General features: G+C 70.3%; 15 protein-coding genes. 5 read left to right on the top strand and 10 right to left on the bottom strand.

The features are described 5' to 3' along the window. Positions 1 to 81: 81 nt before the first annotated feature. The 5 genes from helR to OG266_RS27695 all read right to left on the bottom strand — a co-directional run bounded on the left by helR (position 82) and on the right by OG266_RS27695 (position 6,216). Positions 82 to 2,268 (bottom strand): RNA polymerase recycling motor ATPase HelR, encoded by a 2,187-nt coding sequence (gene helR, locus OG266_RS27715; protein WP_371548908.1) that lies wholly within the window; start codon positions 2,266 to 2,268, stop codon positions 82 to 84. A gap of 131 nt (positions 2,269 to 2,399) precedes the next feature. Then, complete coding sequence (locus OG266_RS27710) at positions 2,400 to 3,629, bottom strand: glycosyltransferase (RefSeq protein ID WP_371548907.1); 1,230 nt, start codon at positions 3,627 to 3,629, stop codon at positions 2,400 to 2,402. Positions 3,630 to 3,813: 184 nt separating this feature from the next. Further along, complete coding sequence (locus OG266_RS27705) at positions 3,814 to 4,716, bottom strand: alpha/beta fold hydrolase (RefSeq protein ID WP_371548906.1); 903 nt, start codon at positions 4,714 to 4,716, stop codon at positions 3,814 to 3,816. Positions 4,717 to 5,140: 424 nt separating this feature from the next. Continuing rightward, a complete protein-coding gene (locus tag OG266_RS27700; RefSeq protein WP_371548905.1) occupies positions 5,141 to 5,551 on the bottom strand; it encodes a DUF2267 domain-containing protein in 411 nt (136 codons plus the stop codon). Between the two features lie 239 nt (positions 5,552 to 5,790). Beyond that, positions 5,791 to 6,216: an Hsp20/alpha crystallin family protein gene (locus tag OG266_RS27695; RefSeq protein WP_266464200.1), complete on the bottom strand. Its 426-nt coding sequence runs from the start codon at positions 6,214 to 6,216 to the stop codon at positions 5,791 to 5,793. Positions 6,217 to 6,413: 197 nt separating this feature from the next. On the opposite strand from OG266_RS27695, the gene OG266_RS27690 reads away from it, so the two are divergent. Further along, entirely contained in the window at positions 6,414 to 6,719 is a 306-nt protein-coding gene (locus OG266_RS27690; RefSeq protein ID WP_371548904.1) for a hypothetical protein, read from the top strand. 51 nt (positions 6,720 to 6,770) lie between these two features. On the opposite strand, the gene OG266_RS27685 is transcribed toward OG266_RS27690, so the two are convergent. Then, the gene (locus OG266_RS27685) at positions 6,771 to 7,154 is read right to left on the bottom strand and encodes a 4-oxalocrotonate tautomerase family protein (RefSeq protein ID WP_371548903.1); all 384 of its coding nucleotides are present in this window, start codon (positions 7,152 to 7,154) and stop codon (positions 6,771 to 6,773) included. Between the two features lie 124 nt (positions 7,155 to 7,278). On the opposite strand from OG266_RS27685, the gene OG266_RS27680 reads away from it, so the two are divergent. Then, positions 7,279 to 7,767 (top strand): MarR family winged helix-turn-helix transcriptional regulator, encoded by a 489-nt coding sequence (locus OG266_RS27680; RefSeq protein ID WP_371548902.1) that lies wholly within the window; start codon positions 7,279 to 7,281, stop codon positions 7,765 to 7,767. Here OG266_RS27680 and OG266_RS27675 read toward each other — a convergent pair. Further along, the gene (locus tag OG266_RS27675; RefSeq protein WP_371548901.1) at positions 7,701 to 8,699 is read right to left on the bottom strand and encodes a GlxA family transcriptional regulator; all 999 of its coding nucleotides are present in this window, start codon (positions 8,697 to 8,699) and stop codon (positions 7,701 to 7,703) included. The genes OG266_RS27680 and OG266_RS27675 overlap by 67 nt on opposite strands. Positions 8,700 to 8,884: 185 nt before the next feature. Between OG266_RS27675 and OG266_RS27670 the strand changes: the two genes are divergently transcribed. Next, entirely contained in the window at positions 8,885 to 9,361 is a 477-nt protein-coding gene (locus OG266_RS27670; RefSeq protein WP_371548900.1) for a DUF2269 family protein, read from the top strand. An 81-nt stretch (positions 9,362 to 9,442) separates the two neighbouring features. Beyond that, a complete protein-coding gene (locus tag OG266_RS27665) occupies positions 9,443 to 10,498 on the top strand; it encodes a hypothetical protein (protein WP_371548899.1) in 1,056 nt (351 codons plus the stop codon). A gap of 29 nt (positions 10,499 to 10,527) precedes the next feature. Here OG266_RS27665 and OG266_RS27660 read toward each other — a convergent pair whose 3' ends face one another. The 3 genes from OG266_RS27660 to OG266_RS27650 all read right to left on the bottom strand — a co-directional run bounded on the left by OG266_RS27660 (position 10,528) and on the right by OG266_RS27650 (position 12,829). Next, positions 10,528 to 10,893 (bottom strand): VOC family protein, encoded by a 366-nt coding sequence (locus OG266_RS27660; protein ID WP_371548898.1) that lies wholly within the window; start codon positions 10,891 to 10,893, stop codon positions 10,528 to 10,530. Positions 10,894 to 10,906: 13 nt separating this feature from the next. Further along, positions 10,907 to 11,377, bottom strand: a complete 471-nt coding sequence (locus OG266_RS27655; RefSeq protein ID WP_266461141.1) for a hypothetical protein — start codon at positions 11,375 to 11,377, stop codon at positions 10,907 to 10,909. Between the two features lie 78 nt (positions 11,378 to 11,455). Then, entirely contained in the window at positions 11,456 to 12,829 is a 1,374-nt protein-coding gene (locus OG266_RS27650; protein ID WP_329547380.1) for a DUF445 domain-containing protein, read from the bottom strand. 228 nt (positions 12,830 to 13,057) lie between these two features. On the opposite strand from OG266_RS27650, the gene OG266_RS27645 reads away from it, so the two are divergent. Continuing rightward, on the top strand, positions 13,058 to 14,386 hold the full coding sequence (locus OG266_RS27645; protein ID WP_371548897.1) for an SGNH/GDSL hydrolase family protein: 1,329 nt from the start codon (positions 13,058 to 13,060) through the stop codon (positions 14,384 to 14,386). Positions 14,387 to 14,490 lie beyond the last annotated feature (104 nt).

Genomic DNA, 14,490 nt, shown 5'->3' with positions numbered 1-14,490 from the left:
CGGGCCGGGACGGACCTCGTCGCCGTCCCGGCCCCGCGCCAACTCACGTCAGCACACTCGCTGTTCCTACGACTCCCGGCGTCAGGCGCTCGTGAGGATGACGAGTTGCTGGGTCGCCCGCGTCATCGCGACATAGCGGTCGACCGCTCCCTCGATGCCCTTGCCGAACGTCTCCGGGTCGATGACGACGACCAGGTCGAACTCGAGCCCCTTCGACAGTTCCGGGGTCAGCGACCGGACGCGAGATGTCGTACGGAATGTGGGGTCGCCGATGACGCAGGCGATCCCCTCGGCGTGGGCAGCGAGCCAGGTTTCGAGGACCGAGTCCAGGTCGGAAGCGGATCCGTGTACGACGGGGATGCCGCTGCTGCGGATGGAGCTCGGCACGTTGGCGTCCGGGAGCGCGGCCCGGATGACCGGTTCGGCTTCCGTCATGATCTCTTCCGGCGTCCGGTAGTTGATGCTCAGGGAGGCCTGGTTGATCCGGTCGAGTCCGACCCGCTCCAGGCGTTCCTGCCACGACTCCGTGAACCCGTGCCTGGCCTGGGCGCGGTCCCCGACGATGGTGAAGCTCCGGGACGGGCACCGGAGCAGCAGCATCTGCCACTCCGCGTCGGTGAGTTCCTGGGCCTCGTCGACGACGATGTGCGCGAACGGGCCGGCGAGCAGGTCGGGTTCGGCGGTGGGCAGTGCGCTGTCGTCGATCAGGCTGTCCTGCAGGTCCTGTCCGCGCAGCATCCCCATCGCGCCTTGGCTCTCGTCGATCTCGCTGTCCCGCAGCAGGATCTCGATGACGTCGGCCCTGCCCGCCCGTTCGGCGGCGACGGCGGCTTCGTGCCGACGTCTGCGCCGCGACGCCTCCGGGTCGCCGAGCCGCTGCCGTGCCGCGTCCAGGAGCGGCAGGTCGGACACCGTCCAGGCCTGGGCGTCCTCGCGTTGCAGCTTCCGTACGTCGTCGGGGCCGAGCCAGGGAGCGCACTTCCGCAGGTAGGCGGGTACCGACCACAGGTCTCCGACGAGGTCGGCCGCTTCGAGCAGCGGCCACGCGCGGTTGAAGGCCGTGAGCAGTTCCCTGTTCTGCAGCAGTGATCTGCGGAGCAGAGCGGGCGAGGCGTCGATTTCACCGTCGCCGCCGGCGTTGTCGTGCTTGTCGACCAGGATCGTGACCAGTTCCTCCAGGACCTGGTCGCGCGCCTCGTTGTGCGGGGTGCCGGGTGCCGCTTCGAACGCCAGGGCCCAGTCGTCGGCGCTCAGCCGGACTTCGGACCAGTGGGTCGTGACCGTCATCCCCTTGGTGGGCGGCTCCTCGTAGAACCTGACGGCCGTCTCGATCGCCTTCACCAGGTCCGCGGACGACTTCAGGAGGGCCACGTCCGGGTCGGCCTCGACCGCTGCCGCGGCTCCTTCGGCGACGAGGTTCCGCAGGGTGCAGGTCTGGACGCCCTCCTCTCCGAGGCTGGGGAGTACGTCGGCGACGTAGGCCAGGTAGGGCTGGTGCGGGCCGACGAACAGTACGCCGCCCCTGCGGTGACCGAGGCGCGGGTCGGAGTAGAGGAGGTAGGCGGAGCGGTGCAGGGCGACGACCGTCTTGCCCGTACCCGGACCGCCGTCGACGACGAGGGCGCCGCGCGAGCCCGCGCGGATGATGGCGTCCTGGTCGGCCTGGATGGTGCCGAGTACGTCTCGCATCCGCGGTGACCGGTTGCTGCCCAGGCTGGCGATGAAGGCGGACTGGTCGTCGAGCGCGGCGTGCCCGGCGAACCCGTCCGAGGTGAACACCTCGTCCCAGTAGTCGCTGATCCGGCCGCCGGTCCAGCGATACCTGCGGCGGCTCGCCAGGCCCATCGGGTTGCCGTGGGTGGCTCCGAAGAACGGCTCGGCCGCCGGGGAGCGCCAGTCGAGCAACAGCCGACGGCCGGTGCTGTCCGTGAGGCCGAGTCGTCCGACGTACACGGGCGTGGCGTCGGGGCCGTCCGCGCCGACCATGTGTCCGAGGCACAGGTCCAGGCCGAAGCGACGCAGCGCGCGCAGGCGCGTGGTCAGCCGGTGGATCTCCATGTCCCGGTCCATCGCCTGCCGGCCTATGCCGCCGGGCGCCTTGCGTTCGACATCCAGACGGTCGGTCAGCTCGGCGATCGACTGCTCGAGACACTCCGCGATGGCCGCGAAGTGCTCCTCGTCGCCGGCGATCAGCGTCGGGTCAGCCTTGGGAGAGAGACGGTCGGGAAGGTCGAACGCGCTGGTGGTCAACGGGTTGAGCGGGTTCACTTAAGCAGCTCCGATCTGGGGTCGCTCGGCGACCATTACGTGCGGCAACTCGGCGACCAATACGTGCGGCAAGACGTCGTCCGGACTGGCGTGACGAACCTGGTGGCTACGACGGCAGCGCTCCGTCCCACTCACGCGGACACCGGCGGCCTCTGCCGACTGACCTCGTCGAGCAGCAGCTTCGCGGCCACCGTCGCCCCGTCGGGGCGGATCGTGGCGGCCACGGCCCTCGCCCGTGTGTGGGTCTCGGGGGTCAGGGCCGTCTTGAGCGCGGTGGACAGGGACTCGAAGGTCGGAGTCGGGCCGTCGTGTGCCACGCCGATGCCCAACTGGGCCACCCGGGCGGCCCAGTGCGGCTGGTCCACGAACTGGGGGACGACGACCTGGGGCGCCCCGGCCCGGGCGGCCGTCGTCGTCGTGCCTGCGCCGCCGTGGTGCACGACGGCGGCCACCCGGCCGAACAGTGCCTGGTGGTTGACCTCGCCGACGACGAAGCAGTCGGTGCGGTCGTCGATTAGGCCCAGGTCCGCCCAGCCGCTCCCGACGAGTACGCGGCGGCCCTGCGCGCGGACCGCCTCGACGGCCACCCGGGCGATGTCCGTCGAGCCGCGCAGGGCCATGCTGCCGAAGCCCACGTACACCGGCGGTTCACCGGCGTCCAGGAACGCCAACAGCTCGTCCGGCAGCGGGCGTTCGTCCGGCCGGATCCACGCGCCGGTCTGCACGACGCGTAGGTCCGTCAGCTCCTCGCACGGCAACAGGACCGGGTCCGCCGCCAGCCACGGCTGGTCGGTGAAGACGTGGTCGCGGACGTTGTCCACCGGCGGCAGGCCGATCGACGCCCGGTGGGTGTTGAGTGCCCCGCCGTACAGGGCGTTCACCTTCTGGGCATCCAGGTCCCACAGCGCCCGGTTGTCGGTCACGTCCGGTGGCAACGGCGGGCCCGGCCGAGACGACGGTGAGCGGTGCGGCGACGGCAGCTCGAGCGTGTGGAAGCACCCGTACACGTAGCGGATGCCCAGTTTCTCGGCCACCGACCGAGCACCGGCGGGCATCAAACCGGTCGCCACCAGCGCATCGCACCCCTCGGCCGCCGCGCCGATCGTGTCGAAGTGCGCGGCGACCAACTCGGCCGCGATCCCGGGCGGGCCCTCCGCCGGCATCTCCCCGGTCACCAGCGCGCGCACCGGCCGGCCGAAGGGTACGAACTCCGCGCCGACACCGGCCACCAGCTTCGCGAACTCCTCGTCCGGCGGCGCGCACACCCGCACCTCCGCGCCGAGTTCCCGCAACCCCACCGCGAGTCCCGCCAGGGGTTCGACATCCCCGCGCGACCCGTACGACATCAACAACACACGCACTTAGCGACTCCCGTTTCCGCAGGTCCTGGCCTGAGGCCAGTGATTCTGCGGTACGACGGGGGCCTTGCCGCAAGCCCCCCAGTGCGCTATACCTTGAGCATGGCAAGGAGTTCAGAACTCCTTGCCTTTGCTTTTTTGTCACCCCGCGCGCAATCACTGCACTGCGCTTCAGGGGACCCGTGCTTCAGGGGCCCTGGCCGATGCCCGTCAGAAACGCGCTCACCGTCGCGTGCAGCTCGGCCGGCCGATCCAGGTGGACGTCGTGCGACGCGTCGGGGATCACGTGGACTGTCGTCGCGGTCGGGCGGCGGTCCTTCATCCGCGTGGCCTCCGACTCGGGCATGGTTCCGTTGGCGCCCCGGATGACGAGCGTGGGGCATCGGATCCTGTCCCACTCGGGCCAGTACGAGTGGTTCGCGAGCTCCGTGACCGCGGAGACCATCGTGTCGCGGTCCACTCGCGGGCGCCAGCCCTCCTCGCGCTCCTCCAGACCTCTCGCCCAGGCCTCGTGGCCGAAGAACTCCGCTGCTGCGGAAGGGGAGTTGAAGGGTGTTGGCCAGCTGTCCAGCCAGGCGGCTATTTCTGAGGGGACGGCGGGGTTCGCGCCCGCTGGGCCCGCCTCGATCAGGATGAGGGCGTGGACCAGGTCAGGGTGGGCGGCTGCGGCGAGGAGTGCGGTGTGGCCGCCGAGGGACTGGCCCAGGAGGGTTACGGGGGCCAGGGACAGTTCGCGGACCAGCGCCAGGGCGTCTTGGACGCAGGCCGCTCGGGTCATGTTCCGAGGGCGGCGGGTGCTGGCGCCGTGGCCTCGGGCGTCGTAGGTCACCACTCGGTGGCCGTCCGCCAGGAGGAGGGGGAGGATGTCGTCCCACTCACCCATGTGGCCTGCCAGGCCGTGCATGAGGAGGAGCGGGGGCTGAGCGCGTGCCGGGGTGACTGCGTCCGGGGCCGACGGGTGGTGATCTCGGCAGGCCAGCCTTGTGATGTCCGGGGTCGTGACGAATTCAGGCTGGGGGATGTTCACGGTTCCGCTCTCTCTGCCTCGCCCGTATGGCTGCTCGACGGAGTCTGACGCCCATGGCTTCATGGTCCGCGTATCCTCCGCGAGCCGGCTGCGGGCGCCGAGGTCGTCGTAGACGGTCCGAGCGGCGACAAGCCTCGCCGCTGCATGCACCCGATGGGCTGGGCGGCCGGCTCCTAATGCGGTCAGGTTGACCTCAAGAAGGCCGCGATCACCTCGTACAGGCCGTCCGGCTGGTCCAGGTGACGTCGTGCCTCGTGACCCAGGAAGACTTCTGCTGCCGTCGGGGGTGGTGAGCCGGGCGGGGGGCGTCAACTGAGGTTCGTCTCCCGGGCTTTGGCACGTCGATGGTGTGGAATGCCGGCCTCTCCCTGCCCCGCCGTCGCCGCGAGCGAATTGAGAGGGATAGGGCGGCCGTCGGCCGGTGGCGACTGCGGTCAACGATGGTTCCCGGGCCGCCCGTCCCGTCAGGTGACCGGCGTATACGTCGTCAAGCTGACGTCGGGGCCAGTTCCGCTCGGCCGAACAACAGGGCGTAGCCGGAGGGAAGTTGCTTCAGGATGCGATTGATGAGGTCGTCGCCGACGGCCGTGGGGAGGACGCTCAGGACTGAGCTGACGTCCCAGCGGGCCTTGGCCGGGGTGGCTCCCAAAATGCTGGACGCGATGCTGTCCACGAACTCCGCGGCCGACAGGGAGCGGGTGACCGGGATCTGGGATGCGATCAGACGGGCCGCCTCGGTGGGGAGTCGGCGTGCCAGATCGACGCGTTCGTCGCCGACCACGTGGCCGCCGAGGGCGGACAGGACGAGGCGGGTGACGCGTTCCGCTTCCGCCTTGGTGGGGTACTGGCCGGATTCCCTTACCTCCTCGATGAGTTCGTTCCATGTCATCGAGGGCATCCGGCTTGGGGTTCCTGGTGACGTCGTCAGCTCGTTCGTCCGGCTGGCGGGGTTCATCGTTCCTGGGGTGCTCAAGGAGCTCATCGTTCGGGCTCTCCTGGTGTTCGTGTCCAACTCGCGTCTGCTCCAACGGCCTTGAGCCGCCCCCGCCCGGCAACATCCGTTCCGCCGAAGGGCATTGGCCCTGCCCCTGCCCCGCGAGCGCACGTGCCCGCAGGGCAGGGCCAGTCGTGCGGTGGTCAGCTGCTGAGCTGCTTGGGGTTGTCGCCGTTGCCGCGGCTGATCTCGATGCGGCGGGGCTTGGCCTGTTCGGCCACCGGGATGCGCAGCGTCAGTACTCCGGCGTCGTACGAAGCGTCGATGCGCTCCGTGTCGAGGGTGTCACCGAGGAACAGCTGCCGGGTGAAGGTGCCGGAGGGTCGCTCGGTGACGATCATGTCCACACCCTCGGGGGCGGGTGAACGGCGCTCGGCGCGGACGCTCAGGACGTTGCGCTCGACGCCCAGGTCGATCGTCTCCGGGTCGATACCCGGGAGGTCGAAGTGGACGATCAGGTCGCCGTCGGACCGGTACGCGTCCATCTGCATCGCCTCGGGGCGAGCGGGGCCGAAGAACTGCTGCGTGAGGCGGTCGAAGTCGCGCAGAGAGTCGGTGCGCATGAGCATCACGGGTCACTCCTTCCCTACAGGTGCTGGGTGCGATGCCCTACGGCTTCTTATATAACTCCGGGGAGGAAAACTGACAAGCCCCGGCTCAACCTCGGCGTGAGGGTACGTACGGGACGGGCAGGCGTCAGGCGGCCGGCCCGTGCGCGTTAGCCTCAGACAGACGCAGCAGACAGACGCAGCAGCGGGAGGCAGTAGTGGCGAAGGTACCGGCCGCGGCGGTGGCCGCCAGTGGGCTCATCGGTGGGTACGGCGTGGCCCGCTGGACCAAGAAGCGGCAGCTCGGCGGGGTCGTGCTGGCCGCCGCCGGGGCCACGGCCGCGCAGCAGTGGCAGCAGCAGGCCGGCGGGAAGGCCGCCGGGGCGCTGACCGTCGCGTACGTCGCCGCCTTCGCCGGGTCTCATCCGCTGGCCAAGAAGGTGGGCGCCTGGCCTGCCGTGTTCGGCGTCGCCGGGGCCGTCGCCCTCGCCTCGTGGGTCGTGTCCGACCGACGGGCCGCCTGAGCGGCGCAGGGCCCCGCCTTCGCCGACCTCAGGCCACCCCCTCAGGCCACCTCAGACAACCTCACCCCCCACCCCCGACCGCCCCGCCGGAACCCCCACGATCAGCACGGTCACGTACTGCCGTACACCCTCACCGAGGACCGAAACCACCGCCTCCGTAAGGGACTTGACGAGCCGCGCGGGAGCGTCGGGGATCTGCGGGTGGGTCAGACCGCCCTCGCGCATGTTCAGCGTGACGACCGGTGCGGGAGCCTCGCCGGGGATGCCGCCGCTCCCCCAGCGGTGCTCCGGTACGCCGAACAGGTCGACGACCACGAGAGGTCGCGCCCACTCGCCGACCACGGCGACCACCGCCTCGCTCAACGCCCTGATGATCTTCGGTTCGACCGATCCGTCAAGCGTCTCTTCGCGGATCTGCACAGTGAGGTGCGGCATGGAGATCTCCGTTCACGCGGAACACGGGGTGAGGATCACGGTCGCGGGTCGTAATATGACGACCTACGATTCCTCTTTGCCAGCAAAGCATCTTTAGAAGCAAAGCTATTTACAGGGATGGCCGATGTCAACCGATCCGGGCGTCGACGACGCCGTTCGCGACCTCCTGCTGCTCATGCCCCGCATGGTCGGCCGGGCCAAGCGGATCCCCGTACCCGAGGAACTTCAGTCGCTGGCCCTGGCTCCGCGACACCTGTCGCTGCTGGCGTATCTGCTCTTCGACGGGCCCCTGACCGTGAACGACCTGGCCGCCCGCCTCGAGGTCGCGCCGACCACCGTCAGCCTCATGGTCGGCGAGCTGAGCGGGAAGGGAATCCTGGAGCGGCGCGAGCACCCGACTGACCGGCGGCGACGCATCGTCAGCATCACCGACGCCCAACGGCCCTCCATCTCCGCGTGGTTGTCACGCGGGGCCACCGCCTGGCGTCGCGCGCTGGAACCTCTGACGCCCAGTCAGCGGCAGCTGGTCGTCGACACCTTGCGCGCCTACGAGGCAGCAGCCGCCGACCCCGAGGCAGACCCCGAGCCCGAGCCCGGCGTTTCCACCCCCTGAAACGCCCGCCGATACGCGTACGGACTCGTCCCCACCACCCTCTTGAACCGCTCCCGGAACGCCGTCGGTGAGCCGAACCCCGCCTGGGCCGCGATGCGTTCGACCGGGTACGTGGTCGTCTCCAGGAGGTACTGGGCGCGCCGCACCCGGGCCAGGTGCAGCCACTGCAACGGCGTCGTGCCGGTCTGCTCGCGGAAGCGGCGGTTGAGTGTTCGGGTGCTCATGCCGGCGTGGGCGGCGATGTCCTCCAGGGTCAGTTCGCGCTCGGCGTTCTCCTCCAGCCAGTTGAGGAGGGGCTCCAGGGTGGCGCCGGACGGTACCGGTGGCTGGGTCTGGATGATGAACTGGGCCTGGCCGCCCTCCCGTTCGAGCGGTACGACGCACATCCGGGCCGCGTGCGCGGCGACGGCCGAGCCGTGGTCCCTGCGGATCATGTGCAGGCACATGTCGATCGCGGCGGCCGCGCCCGCCGAGGTGAGGAACTGGCCGTTGTCGACGTAGAGGACGTTCGGGTCGACGGTCACCGCGGGGTACATCTCCGCCAGGTCCCGGGCCGCGACCCAGTGCGTCGTCGCGCGCAGCCCGTCCAGCAGGCCCGTGGCGGCGAAGACGAAGGCGCCCACGCAGATCGAGGCGATCCGGGTGCCGTTCGCGGCCGCCGCGCACACCGCCTCCGCGACGCCCGGCGGAAGCGGGACCGTCGGGTCGGCGACCCCGGGCAGGATGATCGTGTCCGCCTCGGCCAGCGCCTCCAGCCCGTACGGGGCACGCAGCGCGAACGGGCCCGCGCTCACCTCCTCCGACGCCGAGCAGACCCGGATCCGGTACGCCGGGCGCCCGTCCGGCAGCCGGGCCCAGCCGAAGGCGTCGATCGGGGCGGAGAGGTCGAACGGGATGACCTGGTCGAGCGCCAATACGGCCACGGTATGCATGGCAAAAGAGTAGGGGTACGACGGGATTCAGTCATGGTGCAGTCAGTGCGGATACGAGCCGCACACACCCGGAAGCACCGAGAAACCCCGAGTTTGAGCCGCTCAACCCCCCCTGGCGAGAATCCGTTGAGTACTGGCAAAACCGCCACTTCTGCAAGATCCCCGCCGCCCCCTACCGTCACCCCGTGACCAAGTTCCTCCTCGCCGTCCACGTGATCGCCGCGATCGTCGCCATCGGGCCCGTCACGGTCGCCGCCAGCATGTTCCCGCCCACCGCGCGCAAGGCGCTCGCCGAGCCGGGAGACGCGCAGGCCCTCGCGACCACGCGTCTGCTGCATCGGATCTGCCAGGTGTACGCCACCGTCGGCGTCGTCGTCCCCGTCTTCGGGTTCGCCACGGCGAGCAACATGGGCGTGCTCGGGGACACCTGGCTGATCGTCTCGATCGCGCTGACTGCGCTCGCGGCTGTCGTCCTCGCCGCCCTGGTCCTGCCCAGGCAAGCGGCGATCATGGAGGGCATCGAGGATGCCGGGGGCGGCGAGATCGCGGTGACGACGAGGGCGACCGCACGGCTCGCCATGTTCACCGGGATCTTCAACCTTCTCTGGGCCACCGTCACGGTCCTGATGATCATTCGGCCGGGGTCCACTACAGGGGCTTGAGGGAGTGGCGGGGCCGGCTGCGGAAAATGCCCGACGGGGGTGCTTCGCGACCCGGGCTGTCAGGCGTTTAGGGTCGCGTTCATGACGAGGACCACGCCCCCGCGCCCTCTCGACGTCGAGGCGCTCTTCCCGGGACTGGCCGCCTTTCGCGGGACGACGACCCGGCTCCATCCGCGGCCGGGCAGACCGGACGTTTCGGCCAGTTCCGTGGGCGGTCCGATGCTGTGGCCTGCGGACGAGCCGTGGCCGGTGTGCGGCGAGGCACACGGCCGTGGGCGTGGTCTACGCCCGGCCGACATCCGCCGCTCTCGGCAGGTTCTGGCCTCCGCATGGGCCCGCGAGCAGGCTCCCGGCCCGACGGACGAGGAACGAAAGCTCCTGGGCGAGCTGGGCCGGAAGCACCGGATCCCCGGGGCGTCCGAGACCGACCCGCTGCCGATGATCGGCCTCGCGCAGCTGTACCGGCGGGATCTGCCCGACCTGGCCGCGGGGCCGGACGACTGCGATCTGCTCCAAGTGTTCTGGTGCCCCTTCAACGCGCACGGCCCGGGCCGGTACGACCTGGAGCTGCACCTGCGCTGGCGGCGGTCGTGGGAGGTCGGCGAGGTGCTGACCGCGCCGCCGCAGCCGCTGGTCGTCGGGTCCGACGGCTTCGTGCCCGAGCCCTGTGTGCTGCACCCGGAGCAGGTGGTCACCTACCCGTTCGCCGGCCTTCTGCCCGAGGAACTGTGCGCCCGGATCGACGCCTGGGAGGAAGCCCTAGAAGAGGAAGCCGAGGAGTCGGCGGACGAAAGCACGCCAGAGCCGCTCGGCTACCAGTACGACCTGTCCATCCCGCCCGGCTGGCGCGTGGGCGGCTTCGCCTCCTGGCACGCGACCGACCCGTCCCCCATGGACTGCCTGACCTGCACGGCACCGATGCACCTGCTGCTGACCATCGACAGCTCGGAATGGGACGGCGGCAGCGGCAGCTGGAAACCGCTGGAGGACCAGAACCAGGACCAGAGCCAGAGCCAGAACCAGCCCACTCACGCTTCCGCCACTCCCACGGAAATCACGGTGGGCCGCTGGGGTGAGCTCAACGTATTCGCCTGCCCCACCGGGCCCGGGCATCCGCACCGCTGGAGCATCCAGTAGCCTGCCGTGCCCGAGTGCCGGCCCGTCGGCTATTCCGCCCGCCGGTGCCCCAGCACATTCACCACCCGCCCGTTCGGATCCCGTACGAAGAAGCGCCGTACGCCCCACTCCTCGTCCCGCAACTCCCGTACGACCTCCGCGCCCGAGGCGACGACCTGGGCGTACACCGCGTCGACGTCCTCGACCTCCACGCTCAGGTCGGGGGCGACGGGGGCGGTCCGCTCCTCGGTGAAGAAGCTGATCTGGGCGGTGGGGTTGGACGGGGAGGCGAGGGTCATGACCCAGCCCAGGTGCATGACCTGCTCCAGGCCGAGCAGGCCGTAGAAGTCACGGCTGGTCGTCATCGACTCCTCGGAGTCGACCTGGATGTCGGGGACGATCCTGCGGACGGTCATCGGGAGCGGCTCCTCACGTGGGGTGCGGGTACAGCAGTCCGTCCAGCGAGTCTTCCTCCTGCGGCCTGAACCGGCGGGCCAGCGCCGCCGCGACGAGTACCCCGGCGCCGATCAGGAACGTGAAGAACCCCCACGCCAAGGGCCACAAGTGCGCCATGCCGTCCGGTGGTCCGGAGTGTGTGCGGAAGGAGATCTGCATCAGTACCGCCGGAGGCACCGCCACCAGGAGCAGCGGCCAGCCGAGGTAGTCCCGGAGGCCGAAGTAGGCCGCAAGGGCCAGCAGGACCAGGGCCAGGCCGATCACGCCGATGCCCGTCACCGGGGTCGTCTCCTGGTTGGAGCCGGGCGTCTGGACGCGGTTGGTCAGATCCCACGGGATGCAGACGAGGTACGCCGCCGAGGCGAGGGCGGCGCCGAGTACGCGCGTCAGCCAGCGTTGCGGCCAGGGGCGCGTTCGCAGAGGGCTCAACAGCTTCTCGGTCATGCGTACGAGAGTTCCGCGGGCGCGGGCGGCCCGACAGAGTACGGATACTCAGACGCGCCTGAGCCCGCTCGCCGAGGTTCACGCCCCCAGCGCCCTCGACACCGCGTAGATCGCCAGCCCCGCCAGCGAACCCACCACCGTTCCGTTGATCCGGATGAACTGCAGGTCGCGCCCGATGTTGGCCTCGATCTTCCTGGTCGTGTGCTCGGCGTCCCAGCCCGCGACCGTGTCGGTGATCAGGGAGGTGATCTCACGCCGGTACGTCGTCACGACGTACACCGCCGCGCCCTCGACCCAGCTGTCGACCTTGGCCTGGAGCTTGGGCTCCACCGCCATCCGGGCCCCCAGCGACAGCAGTGACGCCCGCACCCGCAGCCGCAGTTCGCTGCGCTCGTCCTCCGCGGCGGACACGATCATCGACCGTACGGCGGTCCAGGCGGAGGCGATCAGGTCCTGGACCTCGCCGCGGCCGAGGACCTCGCCCTTGAGGCGCTCCACCCGGGCGCGGGTGTCGGTGTCGGACTGGAGGTCGGAGGCGAAGTCGGTGAGGAAGCGGTCGAGGGCGCCGCGGGCCGGGTGGGAGGGGGCGTCGCGCATCTCGGTGACGAAGCGGAGGAGCTCCTTGTAGACCCGCTCGCCGACCCTCTTGTCGACGAACCGGGGGGTCCAGCCGGGGGCGCCGCCCTGCACCGCGTCCATGACCTGCTCGTCGTGGAGTACGAGCCAGTCGTGGGCGCGTACGCAGACCAGGTCCACGACCCGCTTGTGACCGCCGTCCGCGACGATCTTCTCCAGCATCTTTCCTATGCCGGGCGCGATCTCGGCGGCGTCGGCGCGCCGGGTGATCGCCTCGCCGACCACCGCTTGCACGTCGGAGTCGCGCAGGACGGTCAGCGCCCCCCGGAGCGCGGTGGCCAGCTCCGCCGTCACCCGGTCGGCGTGGTCAGGTTCGGCGAGCCAGGCACCGAGACGGCTGCCGATTCCGACGGCGCGCAGCCGGCCTCGTACGACCTCCTCGGAGAGGAAGTTCTCCCCGACGAACTCACCGAGCGAGACGCCCAGCTGGTCCTTCTTGGTGGGGATGATCGCCGTGTGCGGGATGGGCAGGCCCAGCGGGCGGCGGAAGAGGGCCGTGACCGCGAACCAGTCGGCGAGCGCGCCGACCATGCCGGCCTCGGCGGCCGCGGCGACATATCCGGCCCAGGGCCCCGCGCCCTCGTTCGACGCCCACTTGGCGAGGACGTACACGACCGCCACGAAGAGCAGCAGGCCGACGGCCGTCAGCTTCATCCGGCGTACGCCCCGCTGTTTCTCCTCGTCGGCGGGGCTGAAGGTGGTCATCGTGCGGCGCGCGCCGACGCCGGGCGTGCCCTGTCGGTTAGTGGCGGCGTCCGGCAGGGCATGCTGCTTTTCTGCGTCCGCGCCCGCTTCTTCCGGTTTCGTACGTTCCATTCACTCCACCCGTTCGCGTCCCCCGTACACATTGTCCCTTCCTGACCGACTCCTGGAACGGAACAGGAGTTCCCGGCGTCTGTCCGGTGGGAGAAGTTCCGGGGAAACCCCGGGGCGGGTATCAGGGGAATTTACGGGGGCGTCGCAGTTTCGCCCCATCCCATGACGCATCATGGGGTGATCACACCGGAGCTTCGGGCTCCACTTGCCCGAGGGGAAACGCACCGCATGACCAAGCGTCACGGTTATGCCTTGCTGGCCGCGATCGTCGCCGTGATCGTGGTCATTTCCGCCGCCATATACATCGGCGTCGCGGCCGACGACGGCAGCGGGCAGAACAACCTCGCCGGCGGCCGCACCCCGCGGGGCTCGGCCGCCCCCGCCTCCACCGGCCTCTGGGTCGGCGCCTGGTCGGCCTCCCCCGCCCGAGCCGAGCCCGGCACCGAGACGAACGGCATGGCGGGCAGGTCGGTACGCAACATCGTGCACACGAGCGCCGGCGGTACGAGCGCCCGGATCACGCTGTCCAACCTCTTCGGGCAGCAGCCGCTCACCATCACGCACGCCACGATCGCCGTCGCCGAGACCGCGAACAGCGCCGCGGCCAAGGCCGACACCATGACCCGCCTCACCTTCGGCGGCAGCACCTCGGTGACCATCCCGTCCGGGCAGCAGGTGATGAGCGACGCGGTGCCCGTGACGATCCCGCACGACTCGGACGTACTCGTGACCACGTTCTCGCCCACGCCGTCGGGCCCGGTCACCTACCACCCGCACGCACGCCAGACCTCCTACCTCGCCGAGGGCGACCTCACGGACGACGTGAGCGGCACCGCGTACACCGAGGCGACCCCGTACTGGCGCTACGTGACCGCCGTCGACGTGCTGAGCGAGGAGTCGGCGGGCACCGTCGTCGCCTTCGGCGACTCCCTCACCGACGGCGACGACTCCACCGTGGGCGCCAACCACCGCTGGCCGGACCGCCTTTCGGACCGGCTGCGCGACGCCGCCGGCACGGACGGCGTGCCCCTCTACAGCGTCGTCAACGAGGGCATCGGCGGAAACCGGATCCTGGCCTCGGAGACCGGCCGCCCCTCCGACAACCCGAGCGCCCTGTCCCGCTTCGGCCGCGACGCCCTCGGCCATGCGAACGTCAAGGCCGTCGTCATCGACCTCGGCATCAACGACATCCTGCGCAACCCGAACCAGGTCGACCCCGCCACGATCACCGACGGCCTGCGCACGCTGGTCCAACAGGCGCACGCCCACGGGGTGCGTGTTGTCGGGGCGACGCTGATGCCGTTCAAGGGGCACGGCGGGTACTCCGCCCAGCGTGAGGAGGTACGGCAGGCCGTCAACGCGGAGATCCGGGCGGGGAAGGTGTTCGACGCGGTGGTCGACTTCGACAAGGCGGTGCGGGATCCGTACGATCCGCGTGAGCTGCGGGGGGACTACGACTCCGGGGATCATCTGCACCCCAGTGACAAGGGGTATCAGCGGATGGCTGAGGTGGTTGACCTGCGGTCGCTTTCTGGGGCGGTGTCGGCTGCGTTGTAGGTTGCCGGTCGTTTGTCGGCTGCGGCGCCGTCGTGGCTGGTCGCGCAGTTCCCCGCGCCCCTAAAGACCCCCGGGTCGACGTTCGTCAGTAGTCCCCGCGGCGG

Origin of the sequence: Streptomyces sp. NBC_00554, from assembly GCF_041431135.1 — a bacterium.
Taxonomy (GTDB): domain Bacteria; phylum Actinomycetota; class Actinomycetes; order Streptomycetales; family Streptomycetaceae; genus Streptomyces.
Note: the sequence above shows the minus strand (reverse complement) of the source record. Positions and strands in the feature narration are given on the sequence as shown.

Coding starts and splice junctions, on each gene's coding strand:
- OG266_RS27705 (WP_371548906.1), bottom strand. CDS start 4,716: ATGAAGCCATGGGCGTCAGACTCCGTCGAGCAGCCATACGGGCGAGGC.
- OG266_RS27700 (WP_371548905.1), bottom strand. CDS start 5,551: ATGCCCTCGATGACATGGAACGAACTCATCGAGGAGGTAAGGGAATCC.
- OG266_RS27695 (WP_266464200.1), bottom strand. CDS start 6,216: ATGCTCATGCGCACCGACTCTCTGCGCGACTTCGACCGCCTCACGCAG.
- OG266_RS27685 (WP_371548903.1), bottom strand. CDS start 7,154: ATGCCGCACCTCACTGTGCAGATCCGCGAAGAGACGCTTGACGGATCG.
- OG266_RS27680 (WP_371548902.1), top strand. CDS start 7,279: ATGTCAACCGATCCGGGCGTCGACGACGCCGTTCGCGACCTCCTGCTG.
- OG266_RS27675 (WP_371548901.1), bottom strand. CDS start 8,699: ATGCATACCGTGGCCGTATTGGCGCTCGACCAGGTCATCCCGTTCGAC.
- OG266_RS27665 (WP_371548899.1), top strand. CDS start 9,443: ATGACGAGGACCACGCCCCCGCGCCCTCTCGACGTCGAGGCGCTCTTC.
- OG266_RS27660 (WP_371548898.1), bottom strand. CDS start 10,893: ATGACCGTCCGCAGGATCGTCCCCGACATCCAGGTCGACTCCGAGGAG.
- OG266_RS27655 (WP_266461141.1), bottom strand. CDS start 11,377: ATGACCGAGAAGCTGTTGAGCCCTCTGCGAACGCGCCCCTGGCCGCAA.
- OG266_RS27650 (WP_329547380.1), bottom strand. CDS start 12,829: ATGGAACGTACGAAACCGGAAGAAGCGGGCGCGGACGCAGAAAAGCAG.
- OG266_RS27645 (WP_371548897.1), top strand. CDS start 13,058: ATGACCAAGCGTCACGGTTATGCCTTGCTGGCCGCGATCGTCGCCGTG.